General features: G+C 46.6%; 22 protein-coding genes. 9 read left to right on the top strand and 13 right to left on the bottom strand.

What is annotated here, in order from left to right:
* Nucleotides 1-37 precede the first annotated feature (37 nt).
* The 8 genes from atpA to JGK07_RS11560 form a co-directional block, all read right to left on the bottom strand.
* The gene (atpA, locus tag JGK07_RS11595; protein WP_293180383.1) at nucleotides 38-1,555 is read right to left on the bottom strand and encodes a F0F1 ATP synthase subunit alpha; all 1,518 of its coding nucleotides are present in this window, start codon (nucleotides 1,553-1,555) and stop codon (nucleotides 38-40) included.
* Between the two features lie 313 nt (nucleotides 1,556-1,868).
* Entirely contained in the window at nucleotides 1,869-2,414 is a 546-nt protein-coding gene (atpH, locus tag JGK07_RS11590; protein ID WP_293180386.1) for an ATP synthase F1 subunit delta, read from the bottom strand.
* A 3-nt stretch (nucleotides 2,415-2,417) separates the two neighbouring features.
* Nucleotides 2,418-2,945, bottom strand: a complete 528-nt coding sequence (locus tag JGK07_RS11585) for a F0F1 ATP synthase subunit B (RefSeq protein WP_293180389.1) — start codon at nucleotides 2,943-2,945, stop codon at nucleotides 2,418-2,420.
* Between the two features lie 87 nt (nucleotides 2,946-3,032).
* Nucleotides 3,033-3,500 (bottom strand): F0F1 ATP synthase subunit B', encoded by a 468-nt coding sequence (locus JGK07_RS11580; protein ID WP_293180392.1) that lies wholly within the window; start codon nucleotides 3,498-3,500, stop codon nucleotides 3,033-3,035.
* 27 nt (nucleotides 3,501-3,527) lie between these two features.
* Nucleotides 3,528-3,773, bottom strand: a complete 246-nt coding sequence (atpE, locus tag JGK07_RS11575; RefSeq protein ID WP_193972048.1) for an ATP synthase F0 subunit C — start codon at nucleotides 3,771-3,773, stop codon at nucleotides 3,528-3,530.
* A gap of 126 nt (nucleotides 3,774-3,899) precedes the next feature.
* Complete coding sequence (gene atpB / locus JGK07_RS11570; protein WP_293154916.1) at nucleotides 3,900-4,655, bottom strand: F0F1 ATP synthase subunit A; 756 nt, start codon at nucleotides 4,653-4,655, stop codon at nucleotides 3,900-3,902.
* Between the two features lie 27 nt (nucleotides 4,656-4,682).
* Complete coding sequence (locus tag JGK07_RS11565; protein WP_293180536.1) at nucleotides 4,683-5,054, bottom strand: ATP synthase subunit I; 372 nt, start codon at nucleotides 5,052-5,054, stop codon at nucleotides 4,683-4,685.
* A 227-nt stretch (nucleotides 5,055-5,281) separates the two neighbouring features.
* A complete protein-coding gene (locus JGK07_RS11560) occupies nucleotides 5,282-5,509 on the bottom strand; it encodes a hypothetical protein (protein WP_293197041.1) in 228 nt (75 codons plus the stop codon).
* A gap of 171 nt (nucleotides 5,510-5,680) precedes the next feature.
* Between JGK07_RS11560 and JGK07_RS11555 the strand changes: the two genes are divergently transcribed.
* Nucleotides 5,681-6,763 carry a trypsin-like serine protease gene (locus JGK07_RS11555; protein ID WP_293180395.1) on the top strand — a complete coding sequence of 361 codons (1,083 nt, stop codon included), beginning with the start codon at nucleotides 5,681-5,683 and terminating at the stop codon, nucleotides 6,761-6,763.
* 85 nt (nucleotides 6,764-6,848) lie between these two features.
* On the opposite strand, the gene JGK07_RS11550 is transcribed toward JGK07_RS11555, so the two are convergent.
* Entirely contained in the window at nucleotides 6,849-7,301 is a 453-nt protein-coding gene (locus tag JGK07_RS11550; RefSeq protein ID WP_293180399.1) for a nitrate reductase associated protein, read from the bottom strand.
* 297 nt (nucleotides 7,302-7,598) lie between these two features.
* Between JGK07_RS11550 and moaA the strand changes: the two genes are divergently transcribed.
* From moaA to JGK07_RS11535, 3 genes are all read left to right on the top strand, one after another.
* Entirely contained in the window at nucleotides 7,599-8,588 is a 990-nt protein-coding gene (gene moaA, locus JGK07_RS11545; protein WP_293180402.1) for a GTP 3',8-cyclase MoaA, read from the top strand.
* Between the two features lie 88 nt (nucleotides 8,589-8,676).
* On the top strand, nucleotides 8,677-9,027 hold the full coding sequence (locus tag JGK07_RS11540; RefSeq protein WP_293180405.1) for a type II toxin-antitoxin system RelE/ParE family toxin: 351 nt from the start codon (nucleotides 8,677-8,679) through the stop codon (nucleotides 9,025-9,027).
* Nucleotides 9,024-9,320: an XRE family transcriptional regulator gene (locus tag JGK07_RS11535; protein WP_242717105.1), complete on the top strand. Its 297-nt coding sequence runs from the start codon at nucleotides 9,024-9,026 to the stop codon at nucleotides 9,318-9,320. Before JGK07_RS11540 ends, JGK07_RS11535 begins: the two co-directional genes overlap by 4 nt.
* A gap of 32 nt (nucleotides 9,321-9,352) precedes the next feature.
* On the opposite strand, the gene JGK07_RS11530 is transcribed toward JGK07_RS11535, so the two are convergent.
* Both JGK07_RS11530 and JGK07_RS11525 read right to left on the bottom strand, forming a co-directional pair.
* Complete coding sequence (locus tag JGK07_RS11530) at nucleotides 9,353-9,943, bottom strand: Uma2 family endonuclease (protein ID WP_293180410.1); 591 nt, start codon at nucleotides 9,941-9,943, stop codon at nucleotides 9,353-9,355.
* A 73-nt stretch (nucleotides 9,944-10,016) separates the two neighbouring features.
* Complete coding sequence (locus JGK07_RS11525) at nucleotides 10,017-10,319, bottom strand: helix-turn-helix domain-containing protein (protein WP_293180413.1); 303 nt, start codon at nucleotides 10,317-10,319, stop codon at nucleotides 10,017-10,019.
* 120 nt (nucleotides 10,320-10,439) lie between these two features.
* Here JGK07_RS11525 and JGK07_RS11520 point away from each other — a divergent pair, with 120 nt between their 5' ends.
* Together JGK07_RS11520 and JGK07_RS11515 are read left to right on the top strand one after the other, a co-directional pair.
* Nucleotides 10,440-10,664 carry a hypothetical protein gene (locus JGK07_RS11520; RefSeq protein WP_293180416.1) on the top strand — a complete coding sequence of 75 codons (225 nt, stop codon included), beginning with the start codon at nucleotides 10,440-10,442 and terminating at the stop codon, nucleotides 10,662-10,664.
* On the top strand, nucleotides 10,657-11,124 hold the full coding sequence (locus tag JGK07_RS11515; protein ID WP_293180419.1) for a hypothetical protein: 468 nt from the start codon (nucleotides 10,657-10,659) through the stop codon (nucleotides 11,122-11,124). The genes JGK07_RS11520 and JGK07_RS11515 overlap by 8 nt, the downstream gene beginning before the upstream one ends.
* 178 nt (nucleotides 11,125-11,302) lie before the next feature.
* Here the strand turns inward: JGK07_RS11515 and JGK07_RS11510 are convergent, their stop codons facing one another.
* Entirely contained in the window at nucleotides 11,303-12,118 is an 816-nt protein-coding gene (locus JGK07_RS11510) for a class I SAM-dependent methyltransferase (protein ID WP_293180422.1), read from the bottom strand.
* A 478-nt stretch (nucleotides 12,119-12,596) separates the two neighbouring features.
* Between JGK07_RS11510 and JGK07_RS11505 the strand changes: the two genes are divergently transcribed.
* Nucleotides 12,597-12,758: a hypothetical protein gene (locus JGK07_RS11505; RefSeq protein ID WP_293190977.1), complete on the top strand. Its 162-nt coding sequence runs from the start codon at nucleotides 12,597-12,599 to the stop codon at nucleotides 12,756-12,758.
* A gap of 110 nt (nucleotides 12,759-12,868) precedes the next feature.
* On the opposite strand, the gene JGK07_RS11500 is transcribed toward JGK07_RS11505, so the two are convergent.
* Nucleotides 12,869-14,128 carry a bifunctional 2-polyprenyl-6-hydroxyphenol methylase/3-demethylubiquinol 3-O-methyltransferase UbiG gene (locus tag JGK07_RS11500; protein ID WP_293180425.1) on the bottom strand — a complete coding sequence of 420 codons (1,260 nt, stop codon included), beginning with the start codon at nucleotides 14,126-14,128 and terminating at the stop codon, nucleotides 12,869-12,871.
* 307 nt (nucleotides 14,129-14,435) lie between these two features.
* On the opposite strand from JGK07_RS11500, the gene JGK07_RS11495 reads away from it, so the two are divergent.
* Together JGK07_RS11495 and JGK07_RS11490 are read left to right on the top strand one after the other, a co-directional pair.
* Nucleotides 14,436-14,615, top strand: coding sequence for a hypothetical protein (locus JGK07_RS11495; RefSeq protein ID WP_293180428.1), 180 nt, complete (start codon nucleotides 14,436-14,438; stop codon nucleotides 14,613-14,615).
* 143 nt (nucleotides 14,616-14,758) lie between these two features.
* On the top strand, nucleotides 14,759-17,545 hold the full coding sequence (locus tag JGK07_RS11490; RefSeq protein WP_293180431.1) for a phycobilisome rod-core linker polypeptide: 2,787 nt from the start codon (nucleotides 14,759-14,761) through the stop codon (nucleotides 17,543-17,545).
* Nucleotides 17,546-17,714 lie beyond the last annotated feature (169 nt).

Here is a 17,714-nt window from a genome sequence, read left to right as displayed (position 1 = left end):
TTAACTAATGACTAATCACTGATGACGGCAGGACTAATTACGCAGAAACCAAGAAAGTTTGCTTGTATTCTGTGATGCCTTCTTTCAGCAGCTTCTCAGCTTCATCAGTCAAAGCCTTACCGCCTTGAACGATTTCGCCGTACTTCGGCTTGCTAGTCCGCAAATAGTCGCGCAAACCAAGAGTAAACTTGGTTACTTTGTCTACATCGATGTCATCCATGTAGCCGTTAATACCGGCATAGATTACAGCAACTTGTTCGTTCATCGGCAGAGGAGAACTTTGCGCCTGTTTCAACAGTTCGCGCAAGCGTTGACCGCGGGCCAATTGATTTTGAGTAGCCTTATCCAAGTCAGAAGCAAACTGAGAAAATGCTGCCAGTTCTTCAAACTGCGCCAATTCCAATTTCACCTTACCGGCTACTTTTTTCATTGCCTTAGTTTGAGCCGCAGAACCTACCCGCGATACCGAAATACCGGGGTTTACAGCCGGACGCAAACCAGAGTTGAACAAGTCAGAAGAAAGGAAGATTTGACCGTCGGTAATCGAAATTACGTTGGTAGGAATGTAAGCAGAAACGTCGCCTGCTTGGGTTTCAATGATTGGCAAAGCTGTCATGCTGCCTTCGCCCAATTCATCGCTTAATTTAGCAGCGCGTTCTAGCAAGCGAGAGTGCAGATAGAAAACGTCTCCAGGATATGCTTCGCGACCGGGAGGACGGCGTAGCAACAAGGACATTTGGCGGTAGGCCTGTGCTTGCTTGGAAAGGTCATCATAAATGACCAAAGTGTGCTTGCCTTTGTACATGAAATACTCAGCTAAGCTGGCGCCTGTGTAAGGTGCCAAATATTGCAGGGTTGCGGGGTCGCTAGCGTTGGCTGCTACGACGATTGTGTAGGCCATCGCGCCCTTTTCTTGCAGGACGTTGACGATGTTAGCTACGGTAGAAGCTTTTTGACCGATCGCCACATACACGCAAATTACATCTTCCGATTTTTGGTTGATGATTGTGTCGATCGCGATCGCAGTTTTACCAGTTTGGCGGTCTCCAATAATCAATTCCCGCTGTCCTCTTCCCACAGGAATCATCGCATCAATAGCGGTAATCCCTGTTTGCATCGGTTCGTAAACAGAACGGCGAGAAACGATACCAGGTGCCGGAGATTCAATCAAGCGAGACTCAGTAGTTTTGATTTCGCCTTTACCGTCGATTGGACGGGCCAAAGCATCAACTACGCGGCCCAACATTGCTTCACCAACGGGGACTTCAGCAATTCTGCCAGTAGCAGTAACTGCCGAACCTTCTTGAATGCCTAGGCCTTGGCCCATCAACACTGCACCGACGTTATCTTGTTCGAGGTTCAGTGCAATACCCACAGTGCCGTCGGCAAATTCTAGCAATTCGCCGGACATAGCTTTATCCAAGCCATAAATCCGGGCAATGCCGTCGCCTACTTGCAAAACAGTACCGACGTTAGAGACTTTTACATCTTGGTCGTACTGTTCAATTTGCTGGCGAATAATGCTGCTAATTTCGTCAGGTCTGATTGCTGCCATGTCAGTTATTATTTGTCAGTTGTCAGTTGTCGGTCAGTCGATTTTAGATTTTAGATTTTAGATTTTAGATTTACTCGCAGCATTGAATCTGGGAGTTTGAACTCTTAGTCTAAAATTTTGATCTTTCCACGACTTTAAGTCTAGTGCTTGTACCCATTTTTGGGCGGGTGGATGTTTTTGGCAAGAAAGAATTGAGATTTGGCAGTAAGTATTTGGGACTAACAACTCAAAAACAGAAATTCATTGATTTCTGCCTCCTGTTTAATTCTTCCCTTATTCTTTCTTCCTTCTTCCTTCTTCCTTCTTCCTTAAATCAGGAACTCAAGCGAATTCCGAGACGGCGCAATTGTCCCCGCAGGCTAGCATCAATTACTTGAGAGCCTACTTTAATTACCACACCGCCGATTAAATCTGCGTCTATTTTTGTTTCAATTTCTACGCTACGAGCGCTGGTCATCGCCTGCACTTTCTCGCGAACAGTCTGCTGTTGAGCGTCTGAAAGTGGGACTGCCGATGTAACTTCAGCCAATACTGTTTGGTTGAGTTCTCGGAGCTTTGCCAAGTATTGTTGGCCAATCCCTTCTAAAAAAAGAATTCTTCCTTTGTCTACTAAAAGCTTCAGAAAGTTGTGCATCAAGGGGCTCATTTCTTCACCCGCTATTTGCTTAATTACAGCTTTTTTAGTATCCGCTTTGATCAGCGGATTGGCTAAAAATTGACGTAATTCTTCCGAACCTTCTAGCAGGCTAAGCAAAGAACGAATGTCTTCGCCGAACTTTTCTGAGAGATTGCTGGACTGAGCCAGTGACATCAAGGCAGATGAGTAAGGCTGTAAGACTGCTGTGCTAACGATACTCACTTTTTAGCCTCCCAGTAACGCAATGCTGCGATCGATTAAGTGGTTTTGGGCGTTGTCGTCCAAGCGAGTTTTCAACTCACCTTCCACTTTTGCTAATGCCAAAGATACAACCGTCGATCTCAGTTGGGCGATCGCTCTTTCCCGCTCCGCTTCCAACTCTTGACCTGCTGTTGCTTTCATGCGTTCAACTTCCTGCGCCGCTTGAGCTAGAATTGCTTCTTTTGCTACGATCGCATTTGCTTCAGCAGCGGAGCGAATTCGTTCCGCTTCTGCTTGAGCCTGAGTCAATTTTTGCTGTTGTTCTGCTAAAGCTGCCGCTGCATCTTTTTGGCGAGTTTCTGCATCTTTAATCGCCTCTTCAATGGCGGAGCGTCTTTCGCCTAGGATATTTCCTAAGAAGCCGCGCCCGAAGTAAAACAGCAATCCAATAACAATGCTCAGGTTAATCAGGTTGGTTTCTAAAATATCGAAATTTAAACCGAAACCACCTTCTGTGCTAGCTTCTGTGGCTAGCAATAAAACAGTCCCCATGATTCTCTTCCATAATTGCGCGTGCAGGTTGGATGAACCGATTTAAGATTTGAGAATTCACCCAAAATCTAAAACTGTTCGATCGAGCTATTTGGCCAGTGCTGTGCCCAATAGCTTTTCAAGAATTTGTCGGCTCAGAGTATCTACCTCTAGTTCTAGCGAGCGCATTGCCTCTTGTTTTTGCTGCTCAATTTCTTGGCCTGCCTTTTCTCGCGAAACTTGAGCTTCTTTTTGAGCCTCAGCTACTTTTGCCGACGCGATTTTTTTGGCATCCGCTTGAGCCGTAGCAATTACTGCCTGAGACTGTTTGCGAGTTTCTCCCAGTTTTTGGTCGTATTCCTGCGCTAATTTCTGGGCTTTTGCCAAGCGTTCCTGAGCTGACACTTGAGTGGTACGAATGTATTCGTCCCGATCGTCCAGAACCTTAGTCATGGGCTTATAGAAAACCGCATTGAGGACTACCGTCAAAACTAGGAACTGCAATGCCATAAATGGCAAAGTTGCATCAAAATCAAACACTTTTAGTTCCTCCTTGTTTTTGGGGCGGAAAGACATCCGCCCCTTTTTTGCAATCCTTCAATATTAAGCGAAGGGATTAGCAAACAGCAGCACCAATGCAATAACGAGACCGTAGATGGTCAAGGATTCCATGAATGCTAAGCTCAGCAGGAGAGTGCCGCGAATTTTGCCTTCTGCTTCCGGCTGACGCGCAATACCTTCTACTGCTTGACCTGCGGCATTACCTTGACCGATACCAGGTCCAATCGCGCCTAAACCAATAGCTAGACCGGCGGCGATAACAGAAGCAGCAGCAATTGTCGGATTCATGATAAATTTCCTTAATCTTTGTGTACAGAGTTCAAGAGAGATGTTGGGTAATTGGTCATTAGTCATTAGTCATTAGACCGCTGGCTTTTGACTGTTCGCTATTCGCCTTTACCCAATTTTAGAGAGTTAATCGTGATGTTCGTCGCCGTGTCCTTCCAATGCTTCGTGAATGTAAGCTCCTGCCAAGGTGGCAAATACCAAAGCTTGAATCGCACTGGTAAACAGACCCAACATCATTACGGGCAAAGGTACGAACAGGGGAACTAATAACACCAACACCGCCACCACTAATTCATCCGCTAAGATGTTACCAAATAAACGGAAGCTCAGGGAAAGAGGTTTGGTGAAATCTTCTAAAATCGCGATCGGTAACAAAATTGGGGTCGGTTCGATGTACTTACTAAAGTAACCCAAACCCCGCTTACTGAAACCTGCATAAAAATATGCCAAAGAAGTCAGCAATGCGAGTGCTACCGTCGTGTTGATGTCATTAGTCGGAGCAGCTAGTTCGCCCGCTGGCAACTTAATTAGCTTCCAAGGAACTAAAGCGCCCGACCAATTCGATACAAAAATAAACAGGAACAATGTGCCAATAAATGGCAGCCAAGGACGGTACTCTTTCTCGCCGAGTTGATTTCTAGCCAAGTCTCGAACGAATTCTAAGGCGTACTCCATGAAATTTTGCATTCCGCTCGGAATTCTCTGCACATTGCGAGTTGCCGCGAGGGAAGCTATCAGGAGGAGAGCAATCACAATCCAGGAGGTAATAAATACCTGTCCGTGAACTTTGAGACTGCCTATGTGCCAGTAGAAATGCTTTCCTACTTCCAACTCAGCGAGGGGAAAAGCATTAAAGGCATTTAAGACATTTAGCATTTCCATTCACAAGAAGTTCACACAGTGGAGGGTTCACCGACTGCCTGACCCATTGGCAGGGTCGGTAACAAACAGGCTTTGCAGCATATAAAAGACGATCGCGCCCTTATACGTCAGAAATCCCAAAAATATGGGCAAAATCTGTAGCTCTTTCAACTGAGTTGATACTACAATCAACCCAATAAATACAGCTAACCTATTTTTGCTCAGACTCGTTTTTTGCGGGCCGATGCGTTCAACGTCTTTAGCCAACATTCTCAAGTAAACCACACCGGCGATCGCCCCAAGCATATAATTTAGGGCAATGTTGAGTGAATAAAAAATCCACACCGAGATAAAAATTATTCCCGTGAAAGCGAGAGTGACCACAAACAACTGTTGTTGAAGTTTGTAGAAATCTTGCATAGTGTCGGTGGACTCCGGTTCGGACGAACCTGTCTGAGAGATGTCCCCCGTTTCAGCGATGGATGCGCGAGATTGATCTGACAAGGTTACTTGACTTTTAAAGCAGTCGGTGTTAGTTGACTCCCACTACAATTAATTCGGTTGAAACCGTCTTGTAGCGACAAGTGTGACAAAAGCTACAGCTCGTACACTTCAGATCGAATAATACCACGCGCAGGTAACATAACTTAAAAAAAAATGAATTTTTTGATTGGTTTCTGAGAAAAGTCTGGCTGAGTTACCGAACCCAGGTAAGCGTGCCGAACCTTTCCGAAACCAGAAGCTAGAAGGGTTTTATGCAGACAGCCGGAGATTCTCTGAATATTTATCATGTTGTCGTTGTCGAGCGACTCGGAAATCTTTTTGGTCGATCGACATAATTCTACATCTCCCACCGCCCGATCGCACCAACTCACACTTTATATCGCCTGAAGCGCACAAAATCTTTCTTACTTAGTATAAAAAAACGGGAGCTTTTTGGCGAATATAAAGATTTGTAACAAAGCCCAACATTTTGCATAAAAATCGAGTTTTGCACCAGATAGGTCAATAGAACAACAAATTTAACATCGATCTCGGTGCTTACTGTGAAAACTCAAAACCTAATTACATCAACGCTAACAGCCTTTGTGGCAGCAGCAGGTTTCAGTGGCAGCGCGATCGCCGGTACGATTCGGCACGATCGATCCGACGCCCAGTACATAAACTTCGCCAACCAAAACCAATTTGCCAGCGTCGGCCGCCTCGACATGAGATTTGCTAACAACACGTTCACCCTTTGTTCGGGAACCCTGATCAGTGCCAACTGGGTACTAACCGCAGCGCACTGTTTTGAAAACGGTCAACAAAGTCTTGCTGGTGCAGGTTTTTCAATTGGCGGGCGCAGCTATTCAATCAATTTGGGACTTCAGAACGGAGGATGGGCCAGTAGCAACCGGAACGCGAGTGCAGGCGCTGACATAGGCTTGTATCGGCTCAGCAGTTCAATCTCGAACATTAATCCGGCCACCCTGTACTCCGGTACTAACGAAGATTTGCAAGTCGGCAGCTACGTCGGGTTCGGAAATACAGGCAATGGCTTAAGTGGCGAAAATGTAGGAACATACAAAACAAAACGAGCTGGTCAGAATACGATCGGCCTGGGTAGTCGATTAGGTTATTCCAACGGAATACTCGTGTCAGATTTCGACGATCCTCGATCGGTCGATCCCTCACAGCCATTGACTCGCCCTCTCAACCTAGAATACCAATTAGCCCGGGGCGATAGCGGTGGAGCACTGTTCATCGGCGGACTCCTGGCCGGTGTCAACTCTTTTATTACCAGCCAGAACAACCAGAGGTTGGCTGACTACGGCGATATTTCTGCTACTACTCGCGTCTCGTCGCAATACAACTGGATTCGGAATGCCATCAGCGGATTAGCTGGAACAGGAGTGCTCAATAGCTTACCTAGAACTAGCTCAAACTTTGGCCCAACTACTCTCGCGGAGCTCGTAATCGATCAATCCGACAGTATCGGCGACTTGTCACAACCACTGGAAATAGTACAGGATACTTGGGACAACTCCGAAGCAGTACCGGAACCGACAACAGTAGTCGGCGGATTGCTTTCCTTGGGGGGTTTTATTTTAGCCCGCCGCCGCCAAAAGTTAGCTCAAAAACAAGCTTGAAGCTAGGAGTAGGTGGACGCAGTTAAACGTAAAATCCGCGGCTAGAACCTGCTAGAAGCCGGACTTATTCAATAATTCCGGCTTCTCATGCAACGAGGTGAAATTCTCGAACAGCGGGGAGAAAGTTTTTATTCTCGTGGCTCGATCGACTAAGTTTGATTAAAGCAAACCGCTGTAGCGGCTGCAAACCGCTCCACTGGGCATCGGTAACAGTCAATCCGAGCTCTTGCGCTTTTGCTGTGACGGATTCTGGTATGGTTGCAGCATCCATCCACGGGGGATTTTGGTCGATCGCCAAATCGGTTCCGCATTTTCCAGTATGTTGGATTAATATTTGGTTTAGCTGTTCTCGGTAATCTTGAATTTCTGCACTTGTCACACAAGGAAGCTCTACAAGTGTTTGGCGTTCTGCTTGAGTAAAATGATTCCAATCTTGCAACTTGAGTTTGATGCCGCAAGTATCTAACTTGAGGCGTACTTGCATTGGGATGCAGCGCAGGGCTTCTACAAAGTCAGCTTCAAATTTAAAAAATGTCATAGATATATGGATTTGCAAATTAGATTTTTTTTATTAACCGCAGAGGGCGCAGAGAGCGCAGAGTAAGAGATGAGGGAGAAATCGATGTCGTTTTTTTGCTTCTTGGGTGCATCTCATTTTTGCAAATATCTTCGTAGGGGCGAAGCATTCCGGCAGACGATTTATTAGCTATCGCCAGAGATTGACTACCGGAATGCTTCGCCCTTCCCAAATTGAGATGCACCCTTTTGCTTTCTATCAATAATTGCAGAAAATCGAGTCCGCATTTATAATTAAATAATATTACAAATCATTGACATGAATCCCGTAGACTACCTTCGGATTAGTTTGATAGACCGCTGCAATTTCCGCTGTCTCTATTGTATGCCGGAAGGTAGCGAGTTGGACTATGTGTTGCAGCAGCAGTTGCTAACTCACTCGGAATTGCTAACTTTGCTGCGGGAAGTTTTCATACCTGTGGGATTTACTAAGTTTCGGTTGACTGGTGGGGAACCGCTGCTGCGCCCTGGGGTGGTGGAGTTGGTTGGGTCGATCGCATCTTTGCCCGAAACACGAGATTTGTCAATGACAACTAACGGCTTTTTGTTGGCGGGAATGGCGGAAAATCTCTACAGTGCTGGTTTGCGCCGGATTAATATTAGTTTGGATTCCCTGGAACCGGAGACTTTTGATCGGATAATTGGTAGTCGGGGACGATCGCGCTGGATGCAAGTTTGGCAGGGAATTCAAGCGGCTTATGAAGCTGGATTCGATCCGCTGAAACTGAATGTGGTGGTGATTCCCGGTGTGAATGATGGCGAAATATTGGAGTTGGCAGAATTAACTATTAACCGGAATTGGCACGTTCGATTTATTGAGTTTATGCCGATCGGCAATGGCGATTTATTTGGCGATAAAGGTTGGGTAGCATCGGCAGAATTGCGGCAACAAATTAGCGATAAATATGGTTTAGCCGAGTCGGGAGTGCGGGGAAATGGGCCGGCGGATGTGTTTCAAATTCCGGGGGCGAAGGGGACTTTAGGATTTATCAGTCAGATGTCGGAGTGTTTTTGCGATCGGTGCAATCGGATGCGTTTGTCGGCTGACGGGTGGCTGCGGCCTTGTCTGCTGAACGAAACGGGGCAAATTGACTTAAAAACTGCTCTGCGGAATGGGGTGTCTACGGTTGAATTGCGCGATCGAGTGCAGCAGATATTGGAGATTAAACCGGAGATTAATTTCAAGCAGCGGGATTCGGGAACTACTCAAGGAAATTACAGCCGCACAATGTCTCAAATCGGCGGCTGAACTAACCGACATAGAGCGCTGAAGAAATAAAATACTTAAGGCAATACTTGAGTATAATTGTCACAGTATTCGATTCTCAACAAACTCGATGACCATCAAGCCGATTCGGTGGGTTGGCCCTGCCCGCGAAGAAATCCAATCTCTTCCTGAAGAGGCCCGAAAAGAAGCCGGTTTTTCACTTTGGACTCTCCAGCAGGGCATACAACCACCAGACTTTAAACCGATGTCGATCGTAGGTAAAGGCGTTGAAGAAATTCGGATTCGGACAGAAAATGCCTATCGGGTTTTCTATATTGCTAGATTTGAAGAAGCTATTTATGTGCTCCACGCCTTCCAAAAGAAAACTCAGAAAACAGCCAAGAAAAATATCGAAGTTGGGCAGAAACGCTACCAAGAGTTGTTACAAAATCGTTTAAACTCAAGAGAACCGGAACAATGAGCGAAAATACTATTACCCAAGCAGTCGATAATATCTTTCTAGACCTCGGATTCTCATCTGAAGAAGCTGATAACTTACTAATCCGATCGCAACTAATTCTCGCCCTGACTCATCAGATTAAAGAGCGCGGTTGGACTCTCGATCAAACGGCTCAACACCTCCAACAGTCCAACGATCGAATCAAAGCTCTAACTCAAGGTAAAATAGGGCAGTTTTCCGTTGACAGTCTGATTGCAATGCTCAATAAAGTAGGTATGACTGTCAAAGTCGAAATTTGCCCCAAGGTAGCTTAGGTGAAAATTATGCAATTTGGCGCATTCTACAACTAAAACTCTCCTCCCAAAACTTGTCCAGCCGTCAAGTTCAACTGCGGAAAAGTCGGCGATATCAGCGCTTGTTCCCCTTGAAAAAACCCAACTTCGACATACTCACCTGATTCTAGTCGTAGTACCGCTACTATCTGCTCTTGAGGGTCAACAATCCAATATTCAGGGATACCCCGCGCTGCATATTGAGCTCGTTTACTAATGTAATCGCGATCGCGCCCAACTCTACCTGGACTAACAACCTCGACAACCAACTGAGGAGGCGGCATATCAAGGGTGATAGTTAGCCTAGATGCTGTCAGCAAGATGTGTTCGGGGCGCAAAACCACTAAGTCGGGGTAGCGGTTAGCTGCGTCGCCCTCCCGCAGGATCGGAACTTGGATTTCGCACAGGTGAAGTTTGATACACCGCCAAGGGATGCCAGTATTAACAAGCACTAAAAACAGATAGCTGACAATGGCGTTGTTGGGTTCGGATTCTGGCGGCAATGTTACTAAGTCTCCGTTAATTAGTTCATAGCGGTTGTCGGTGTCGTCCTCGTAGGCGAGGTATTCTTCAAAGGTAAGTTTTGACTGGTGGACTTGTATCATCTTTTGCCTTCCAGGATTGCTAAAGTTTTTAAGGCCATGCTTAAGTATAATTGTGACATTATTCGATTCTAACTCAAGGTAAAATTGAGCTATTTTCCGTATCTTCATTTCCTGTCAAATTAATCGGGCCAAAATCATCAGGAACCTCATCAAAAGATTGAATCTGCAATAGGCGCATCATCAGTTTCCACTGACGGGGTGTTGGTTTTGCTTCCGTTTCACCCGAAATCCAACGCTGGTAAGTACGCAGCGGAATCCCGCAATGCACGGCAAATTCAGCCTGAGATAGCTTTGTTCGCTCAATTCTCAAAGCCTCGATCGGCGATGCGCTCTCTTGTGGTCTTGTATCTTTTTTCGTCAAATATTGGCGCGTCATATTGACGTATTCTCCGAAATAACTCTATCATATCGGGTACGCCTTGGCGCAGTGCTCGAATCACTACACCAAAGCGATTCCCCCAATGTTGTCAACTCAACACTCGGAGTAATATCAATAATGCCAAAAAAACCAACTTGGTTGCGTTATGACCCAGATGAGGATATTTCCCGTCACGCAGCCGCCGATGATGAATGCTGCTACGAAATGGAGGCTAAATATGGATGGACACTCAAGAGGATAGAAAAACTTCAGGGTGACACCTTGAGGGCCGATTGCGTGTTCGAGGGTAAGACAGAATTTCCTCAGCCGTTTCACGAACAGGAAGATGACGACGATGCGTAAATACATTGTTTTTAGAGCCGAAGGGCGGCAACCGGGATGGGAAGATAGAATGCTATCTCACACTCATTCTCTGACTCGCATTCTTGCTGAATACTTTGATTCGTCCGATCGCCCGATCCCGCAACCAGGATACAGGCCAACTGAGTTTGTCAGGGTTGAAGCCGAACACGAACCAAATTTCCACGGTTGGAGTACCCATTACAAAACCGGAGATTGGGAAGTTGCGAGAGTGGAAACCTACACCTCTGATACTGAAGGTAGTTCGAGCGAATTCGGCACTGAAGGTAGTTCGAGCGAATTCGGCATGGTAGTTATCTGCTATTGTCGCTACAATCCGATCGGCTCACAGCTCAAACCAATGCCCGATCGCGAGGTGTCGATAGATAGTTTCGGTGGAGACAGGGTAGCCTACGAAACTTGGTTAGAATCTCAAAAAGATCGGCAACCTGCTGAAGTATAGTTAGGTAAATAGAAGAGCGATCGCTCACTCTTTGATTGACCAATTTCAGTCAAGGAATCTCGCCCTTCCACCAACCAATCTAACTGAAGGGCGATGATTGATTTTCAATTTGGGATTGGCGATTCGGTATGTCGGGCGATCGCTACGCACCTGATGGTGCTAACTAACAGTAGATACATTATTTCTGCGCTACAGCATACAAAACATTTACATCTAGTGCAGAAACTTCATTTGTCCGCAGAAATTGCAGATTTACTTGTCGCACGCGTTCCCTGGTAGCTGGATCGAGTTGGTCGATCGTACCCCGGAATCCTGCACCTAAAACTATTGTCCACCAATCCTCTGGAGAAGTCAGTTGGTGAGTGCCAACTTCTTCAAAAACTTTTACGTTTGTTGCACCACCTGATTCTAGTAGTGCTTGCAGCGAAGCAGAATTATTAATCCGATCCCACGGCGTAAATTTCCGATATAAATCTGGTCGTTCAGCCTCAATTGTACTCCAAAACATTTGATTGGCAGGTTCAAATACCTTTTCCCCCCAAGAGGTAATTGCGAGTTTCCCGCCTGGGCGAAGCATACGCCAAAGTTCTTGAACTGCTGCTAGCATATCTGGAACAAAGAAAATCCCGAAAACACAAACAATTGCATCAAAACTGGCGCTGGGGAAACCTAGATTTTCAAAATCGCCATATCGAAACTCAATATTTTCAAGCCCTTGTTGTTGTGACTTGTGACGTGCCAGTGCTAGAAGTGATTCGGCCAAATCTATTCCCAACACTTGTCCGTTAGCGCCTGCACATATGCCTGCTGGAATCGCAGAAGCGCCACTTCCGCAACAAACATCCAAAATGCGATCGCCCGGACGCAGCGAGAGTCGATCGATTGTTTGCTGTCCAAAGCGATTCCAGAAAGATAAAGCTGGAGCGTCAAAGCGATCGGATGCTGCATTAAAAACATTTTCTATTTTGGCGATCGTCTCTTGTTTGTTAAGCATTGATTAAACTGCTCCTTATTTTCAAGACTTGATTCTGTTTTCAGGATTTAATATATGTTGTCACATTCTGATAAGCTGTCGCGCATTTAAATTGCATATTCGGGACGCTGCTCAGAGCAACGTCCCACAATACTTTGATTATTTCTTGACATACATTTTAAATACAGAACAGCTTAGTAAACCAATTCTAGCATAACTTATTTTAGGAATGAGAATTAAATAACTTACAATTTTAATTATTGTGGGATGGGCGTCCCGCCCATCCCACTTTTAAGAGTGTAAGTTATTTAATTTTCGTTTCTTAGTAGCTGTAGGGTGCGTCGCCGTCGAAAATTTCTAAGAAAATAGCGACCATCTCTGAGTGACATACCTCACATAATCGTTAAAAACGATAACATTTTTTGGACGACAATATATTTGAGAAATTGTACTATTTTATCTTGGATATTACCTGAAGTTAATAACTGAAATTAGTGAGGTGCGTCAGTTCGGAAATTGTCGATTTTTAGCGGAAATTATCCAAGCTGACGCACCCTACGACTTAACGGTGTGTCAGTTCGGAAATTGTCAATTTTTAGCGGAAATTATCCAAGCTGACGCACCCTACGACTTAACTGGATTCTTTAATGGAGTAAGATGAAATGAACCGCGAAGACACGAAGGACACGAAGGAAGAGAAAGAAGAAGATGCAGTTCTTGCTTCGCGCTCTTCGCGTCTTCGCGGTTCGTTCAAATAATTAAAAAGCGCTATTAATTCGGTGTTAGCAAAATAAGCTGTTTTGATAAGATCGATCGCACTTCATCCAATCCCACCTCAACATCCGCCAAAATCTCCCCTATGCTTTTGCCAGACGGGCTTCCCTCTTTCTCCCCCCCTTGGTAAGGGCTTCCCTCTTTCTCCCCCCCTTGGCAAGGGGGGGCTGGGGGGGGTAAACAACCTTGCAAAAACTCAAATTCAGCACTTGACAAATTGAGCAATTGGTAGTTGCAATCAAACACTTGTTGACTCGGCCAACCGTGCATACAAACGCTCAACTCTGGAATTGCCGCCAAAAGTGCTTTATCATCCGACCAATCAATTTTATTAACAGGCTTTTTGCCCAAGAAAAACTCGTAATGAGTGATTTCCGTATCCAACAATTCAATTAATCGATAAAGCTCCCGTTCCGTCAAACCCTGAGCTCTTTCTATCAATTCCGGTGCTTTGCCCAAAAGTCTTTCTAACTGCCAATATCCCGGATTTGAGAAACCGATAAATTCTAATCCAGAAGCGTCAATTAACTCGAACAAAGTCTCGATGTTGTAGTCAATTTCCTGCGGGTGAACGTACATATCGGCAAAACATTCGTCTCGCAGATTTTCTCCCGCCCAACGCTGTTTTTCGTACTTGACAAGGCGGTTGGTTTCTGGTAGCGAAGCAAAGATTTCACGGCCGACTTTCACACCATCGGGATAGTCGCCTTTTTGAGTTCCTTGGAGAAGTGCGATCGCCCTTTGCATCAATTGAATTTCCCAGCGGCCCAATTCAGCATACACAAAAATGTGCATCAAGCCACCAGGAGCTAACTTCGCCGCCAGTGCTTGAATGCCACGAATCGGATCGGGCAAATGATGCAACACGCCCACGCAATTGATCAAATCGAACTCGCCTTCGAGTCGATCGGCATCGTACAGGCTGAGGTGCCGAAAATCTGCTTCTCGCGCGCCCGATCGCCTACAACGTTCTTGTGCTACCTTCAAAGCACCGGAACTAAGGTCGATCGCTGTTACCGACGCTTCAGGATTCAAGTGAATCAGATAATCCGTACTCGAACCCGTGCCGCAGCCAGCATCCAAAATCCGAACATCCAGTTTTGGCGGCTTTTGGCCAGTGCAAAAATTGTAAGCATCCGGCCAACTCCAGCGCCAGTTGTATCCCGGTGGTGGTTCGTCCGACAAAGGATCGGGCGGGAAAGGAAAAGTATCGTAAAGCCGACGCACGGCAGCACTGATATCAGGCGAAGTTTCCATAGATTAGGGAAGAGTTTTAAGTGTTGAGTTGGGCTTCGGGATGGGATTGGACTGACGGCTGACAACTGCCTACTGACAACTGAGGGCGGGCACTCTTGGCACCGCCCCTACCAACTGCCTACTGACAGCTTCCGCGTAATAAAACTTATCATTTTTTCTCATATAAGCTCTCTTAAATCTATACAATAAATCTCGGCAGGCTTTTTAACAAACGAGGACTGTCCATCACCCAATGCTGAGCTTTCGGGTAAGGCAGCGGCGTCTTTCGGCAGAAAGTAAAAAGCCCAGAAAAAGGCAGAAGAAAATTTTGGATTTTCTTTTTCCTGAATTCACGGCTCTTGCTGCGATCGTCGCAGGAGTCAGCTATCCTGCCTTTGTATTTTTTCCAGGAATGTACGGGCGAAGCAAGCGCGGAGGGAGTGCCCCGTCGGTGTCTTCGGGTCGGACATTTCCCGGCAGGACGAAAGATGAAACCAAAACATTTTAATCTAAGAAAGTAAGCGCCCTAACCTCGTGATAGGTCAAGGCAAAAAGTAAACAAAGCAAAAATACCTAATTTTACCTGCATGAGAAGGCAAGGTTAGTCTGGGTAAATGCTGCAACGATTTAGATAGGGAGCGAAGGAGTCTAATGACTGTAAAAGCAAGTGGTGGAAGCTCAGTTGCCCGTCCGCAACTATATCAAACTGTACCAGTCGCAACGATTTCGCAAGCTGAACAGCAAGACCGCTTCCTACAGCGGGGCGAACTGAGCGAACTGGCAAGTTATTTCAGTTCCGGTGCTCTTCGGATCGCGATTTCTGAGACGCTGACCAGAAACTCGGAACTCATAGTATCCCGCGCAGCCAACCGGATTTTTGTCGGCGGTTCCCCGCTGGCATTTTTGGAAAGACCAGCAGAACCAGTGATGGCTATGGCTGGCGCAACTCGCGGCGGCTCGGTAAATGTCTCTGAAGGCATGAAACTGGGAACTGTTACTTACGTTGAAGGTCGCGCAGGTGGCGGCGGCGGTAACGGCAAAGGCTCAGGTGGCGGCGGATTCTTGGGCTTGGGAAATCTGTTTTCCACTAACGGCGGCGGTGGCGGCCCAATTCCAGCAGGATTCCAGCCGATTAATGTCTCGCGCTACGGCCCGAGCAACATGACCAAATCTCTGCGGGATTTGAGCTGGTTTTTGCGTTACATTACCTACGCGATCGTTGCTGGCGACCCGAACATTATTTCGGTGAATGTGCGCGGATTGCGGGAAATTATCGAAAATGCTTGCTCGTCGGCGGCGACAATTGTGGCAATGCAGGAAATGAAGGCTGCATCCTTGAACTATTTCAAGAATGATGAGGCCGCACGCACGATCGTCGCACAGTATTTTGACGTAGCAATTACCGAATTTAAAGCTCCTACACCTTCACCGAAGGTGCGTCAGCGCGAAACCAATGACCAGCAAGGGCTGCAACTTCCTCAAATCTACTTCAACGCAGCGGAAAATCGGGCGAAATTCGTCATGAAGACGGGTCTGTCGTCGGCTGAAAAGATTGAAGTAATCAAAGCAGCTTACCGCCAAGTTTTTGAGCGCGACATTACCCGCGCCTACAGCCAAAGCATTTCTGACCTGGAATCTAAGGTCAAAAACGGCGAAATCTCCATGAAAGAGTTTATTCGCCGCCTTGGCAAATCTCCTCTGTACCGCCAGCAATTCTACGAGCCGTTTGTCAACAGTCGCGCTGTAGAACTGGCGGCCCGCCACTTCCTCGGCCGTGGTTTGAGCTCGCGGGAAGAATTTAGCAAGTATTTTGCGATCGTCACCAAAGGCGGCCTGGCAGCCCTCGTAGACGCGATGGTTTATTCTCAGGAATATTCCGACTACTTCGGCGAAGAAACAGTCCCTTACCTGCGCGGTTTGGGCCAGGAAGCTCAGGAATGTCGCAACTGGGGCCCGCAAATTGATTTGTTCAATTTCAGCGCTCCTTTCCGCAAGGTTCCTCAGTTCATCACCTTGTTCGCAGGCTACACTCAGCCTCTACCAGATCAGCACGTTTACGGTATTGGTAACGATCCGCTGGAAATTCAGTTCGGTGCGATTTTCCCGAAAGAAACTCGTAACCCTAAGAACCGTCCAGCTCCCTTTGGCAAAGACACTCGCCGGATCTTGATCCGTCAAGGTGCGGGGATTGACAATCAATTGAGTAACCCAGCGGCTCGCGGTGCGGCTCCTGGTTCTCTGGGCCCCAAGGTCTTTAAACTAGACCAGTTACCCAGCAACTATGTGGCTTCCAAGAAAACCGCTCGCGGTGCCTCCAGCAGCTACAGCAATGCTTCCAGTGTCAAATATACCGAAAGTTCGACTCAAGCGGTGATTCGGGCTGCTTACCTGCAAGTGTTTGGTCGCGATGTGTTCGACGGCCAGCGCCAAAAGGTGGCGGAAATTAAGCTGGAAAACGGCGACATCCCGATGCGCGAGTTTATTCGGATGTTGGCGAAATCCGATGTGTTCCGCAATATGTACTGGAGCAAGCTTTATGTTTGTAAGGCGATCGAGTACATCCACCGCCGACTCCTGGGACGCCCTACTTACGGCCGTCAGGAAATGAACGCTTACTTTGACATTTGTGCCAAGAAGGGTTTCTACGCGCTGGTCGATAGCATCATGGACAGCATGGAGTACAACGAAGCTTTCGGGGAAGATACAGTCCCCTACGAGCGCTATGTGACTCCGGCTGGTTTGTCGATGCGGACGATGCGATCGGGTTCCTTTGGTGAGAAAAAGGCCAACGTTGAGCCGACTCCTGAAACACCTCGGTTTATCGAATTGGGTACTGCGATCGATGGCGGAGATCTTCAGTTGCAAACTCGGATTGCTCAAGGTGTGAGCAAGCGCCGTGAACAAACTAAGGTGTTCAAGCTAACAACTACTTCGGATAAGGTAGCTTTGAAAACTTTAATTCAAGCTGTTTACCGTCAAATTTTTGAGCGTGACATCAACTCGTATGTTGTGAAGAATGAATTCACGGCGTTGGAAAGCAAACTTGGCAACAATGAAATCAATCTCAAGGAGTTCATTGAGTGTTTAGGTTGTTCGCCGCTGTACGTGAAACAGTTCTATGCACCTTATCCAAATACTAAGGTGATTGAGTTGGGTACGAAGCACTTCTTGGGCCGTGCTCCTCTGAATCAAGCGGAGATTCGGACTTATAACCAAATCTTGGCAAGTAAAGGGATTAAGGGCTTTATCAATGCGATGTTGCTGACTGTTGAATATGCTGAGGCTTTTGGTGAGGATACTGTTCCTTATCGTCGCTTCCCAACTCTACCGGCTGCTAATTTCCCGAATACTGAAAGGCTGTACAACCAGTTGACTAAGCAGAATTCTGATGTTGTGGTTCCGAGTTTTGAGCCTGCGACTGTTACTGACAGAAGTTAGATTAATTTGAGTTTTTGGATGTTAAATTACTGGTAATTTAACGTCTCAAATAGTTGAAGGGCTGGTATAGTTACCGGCCCTTTTTTGGATAATTTGGATTTTTTTAACCGCAGAGGGCGCAGAGAGCGCAGAGTGAGGAAAGAGAGAGTGTGGTAGTGGAAGTTGTTTC

Origin of the sequence: Microcoleus sp. PH2017_24_DOB_U_A (genome assembly GCF_020738205.1) — a bacterium.
Lineage (GTDB): Bacteria > Cyanobacteriota > Cyanobacteriia > Cyanobacteriales > Microcoleaceae > Microcoleus.
This window is presented reverse-complemented; position numbering and strand designations above follow the sequence as displayed.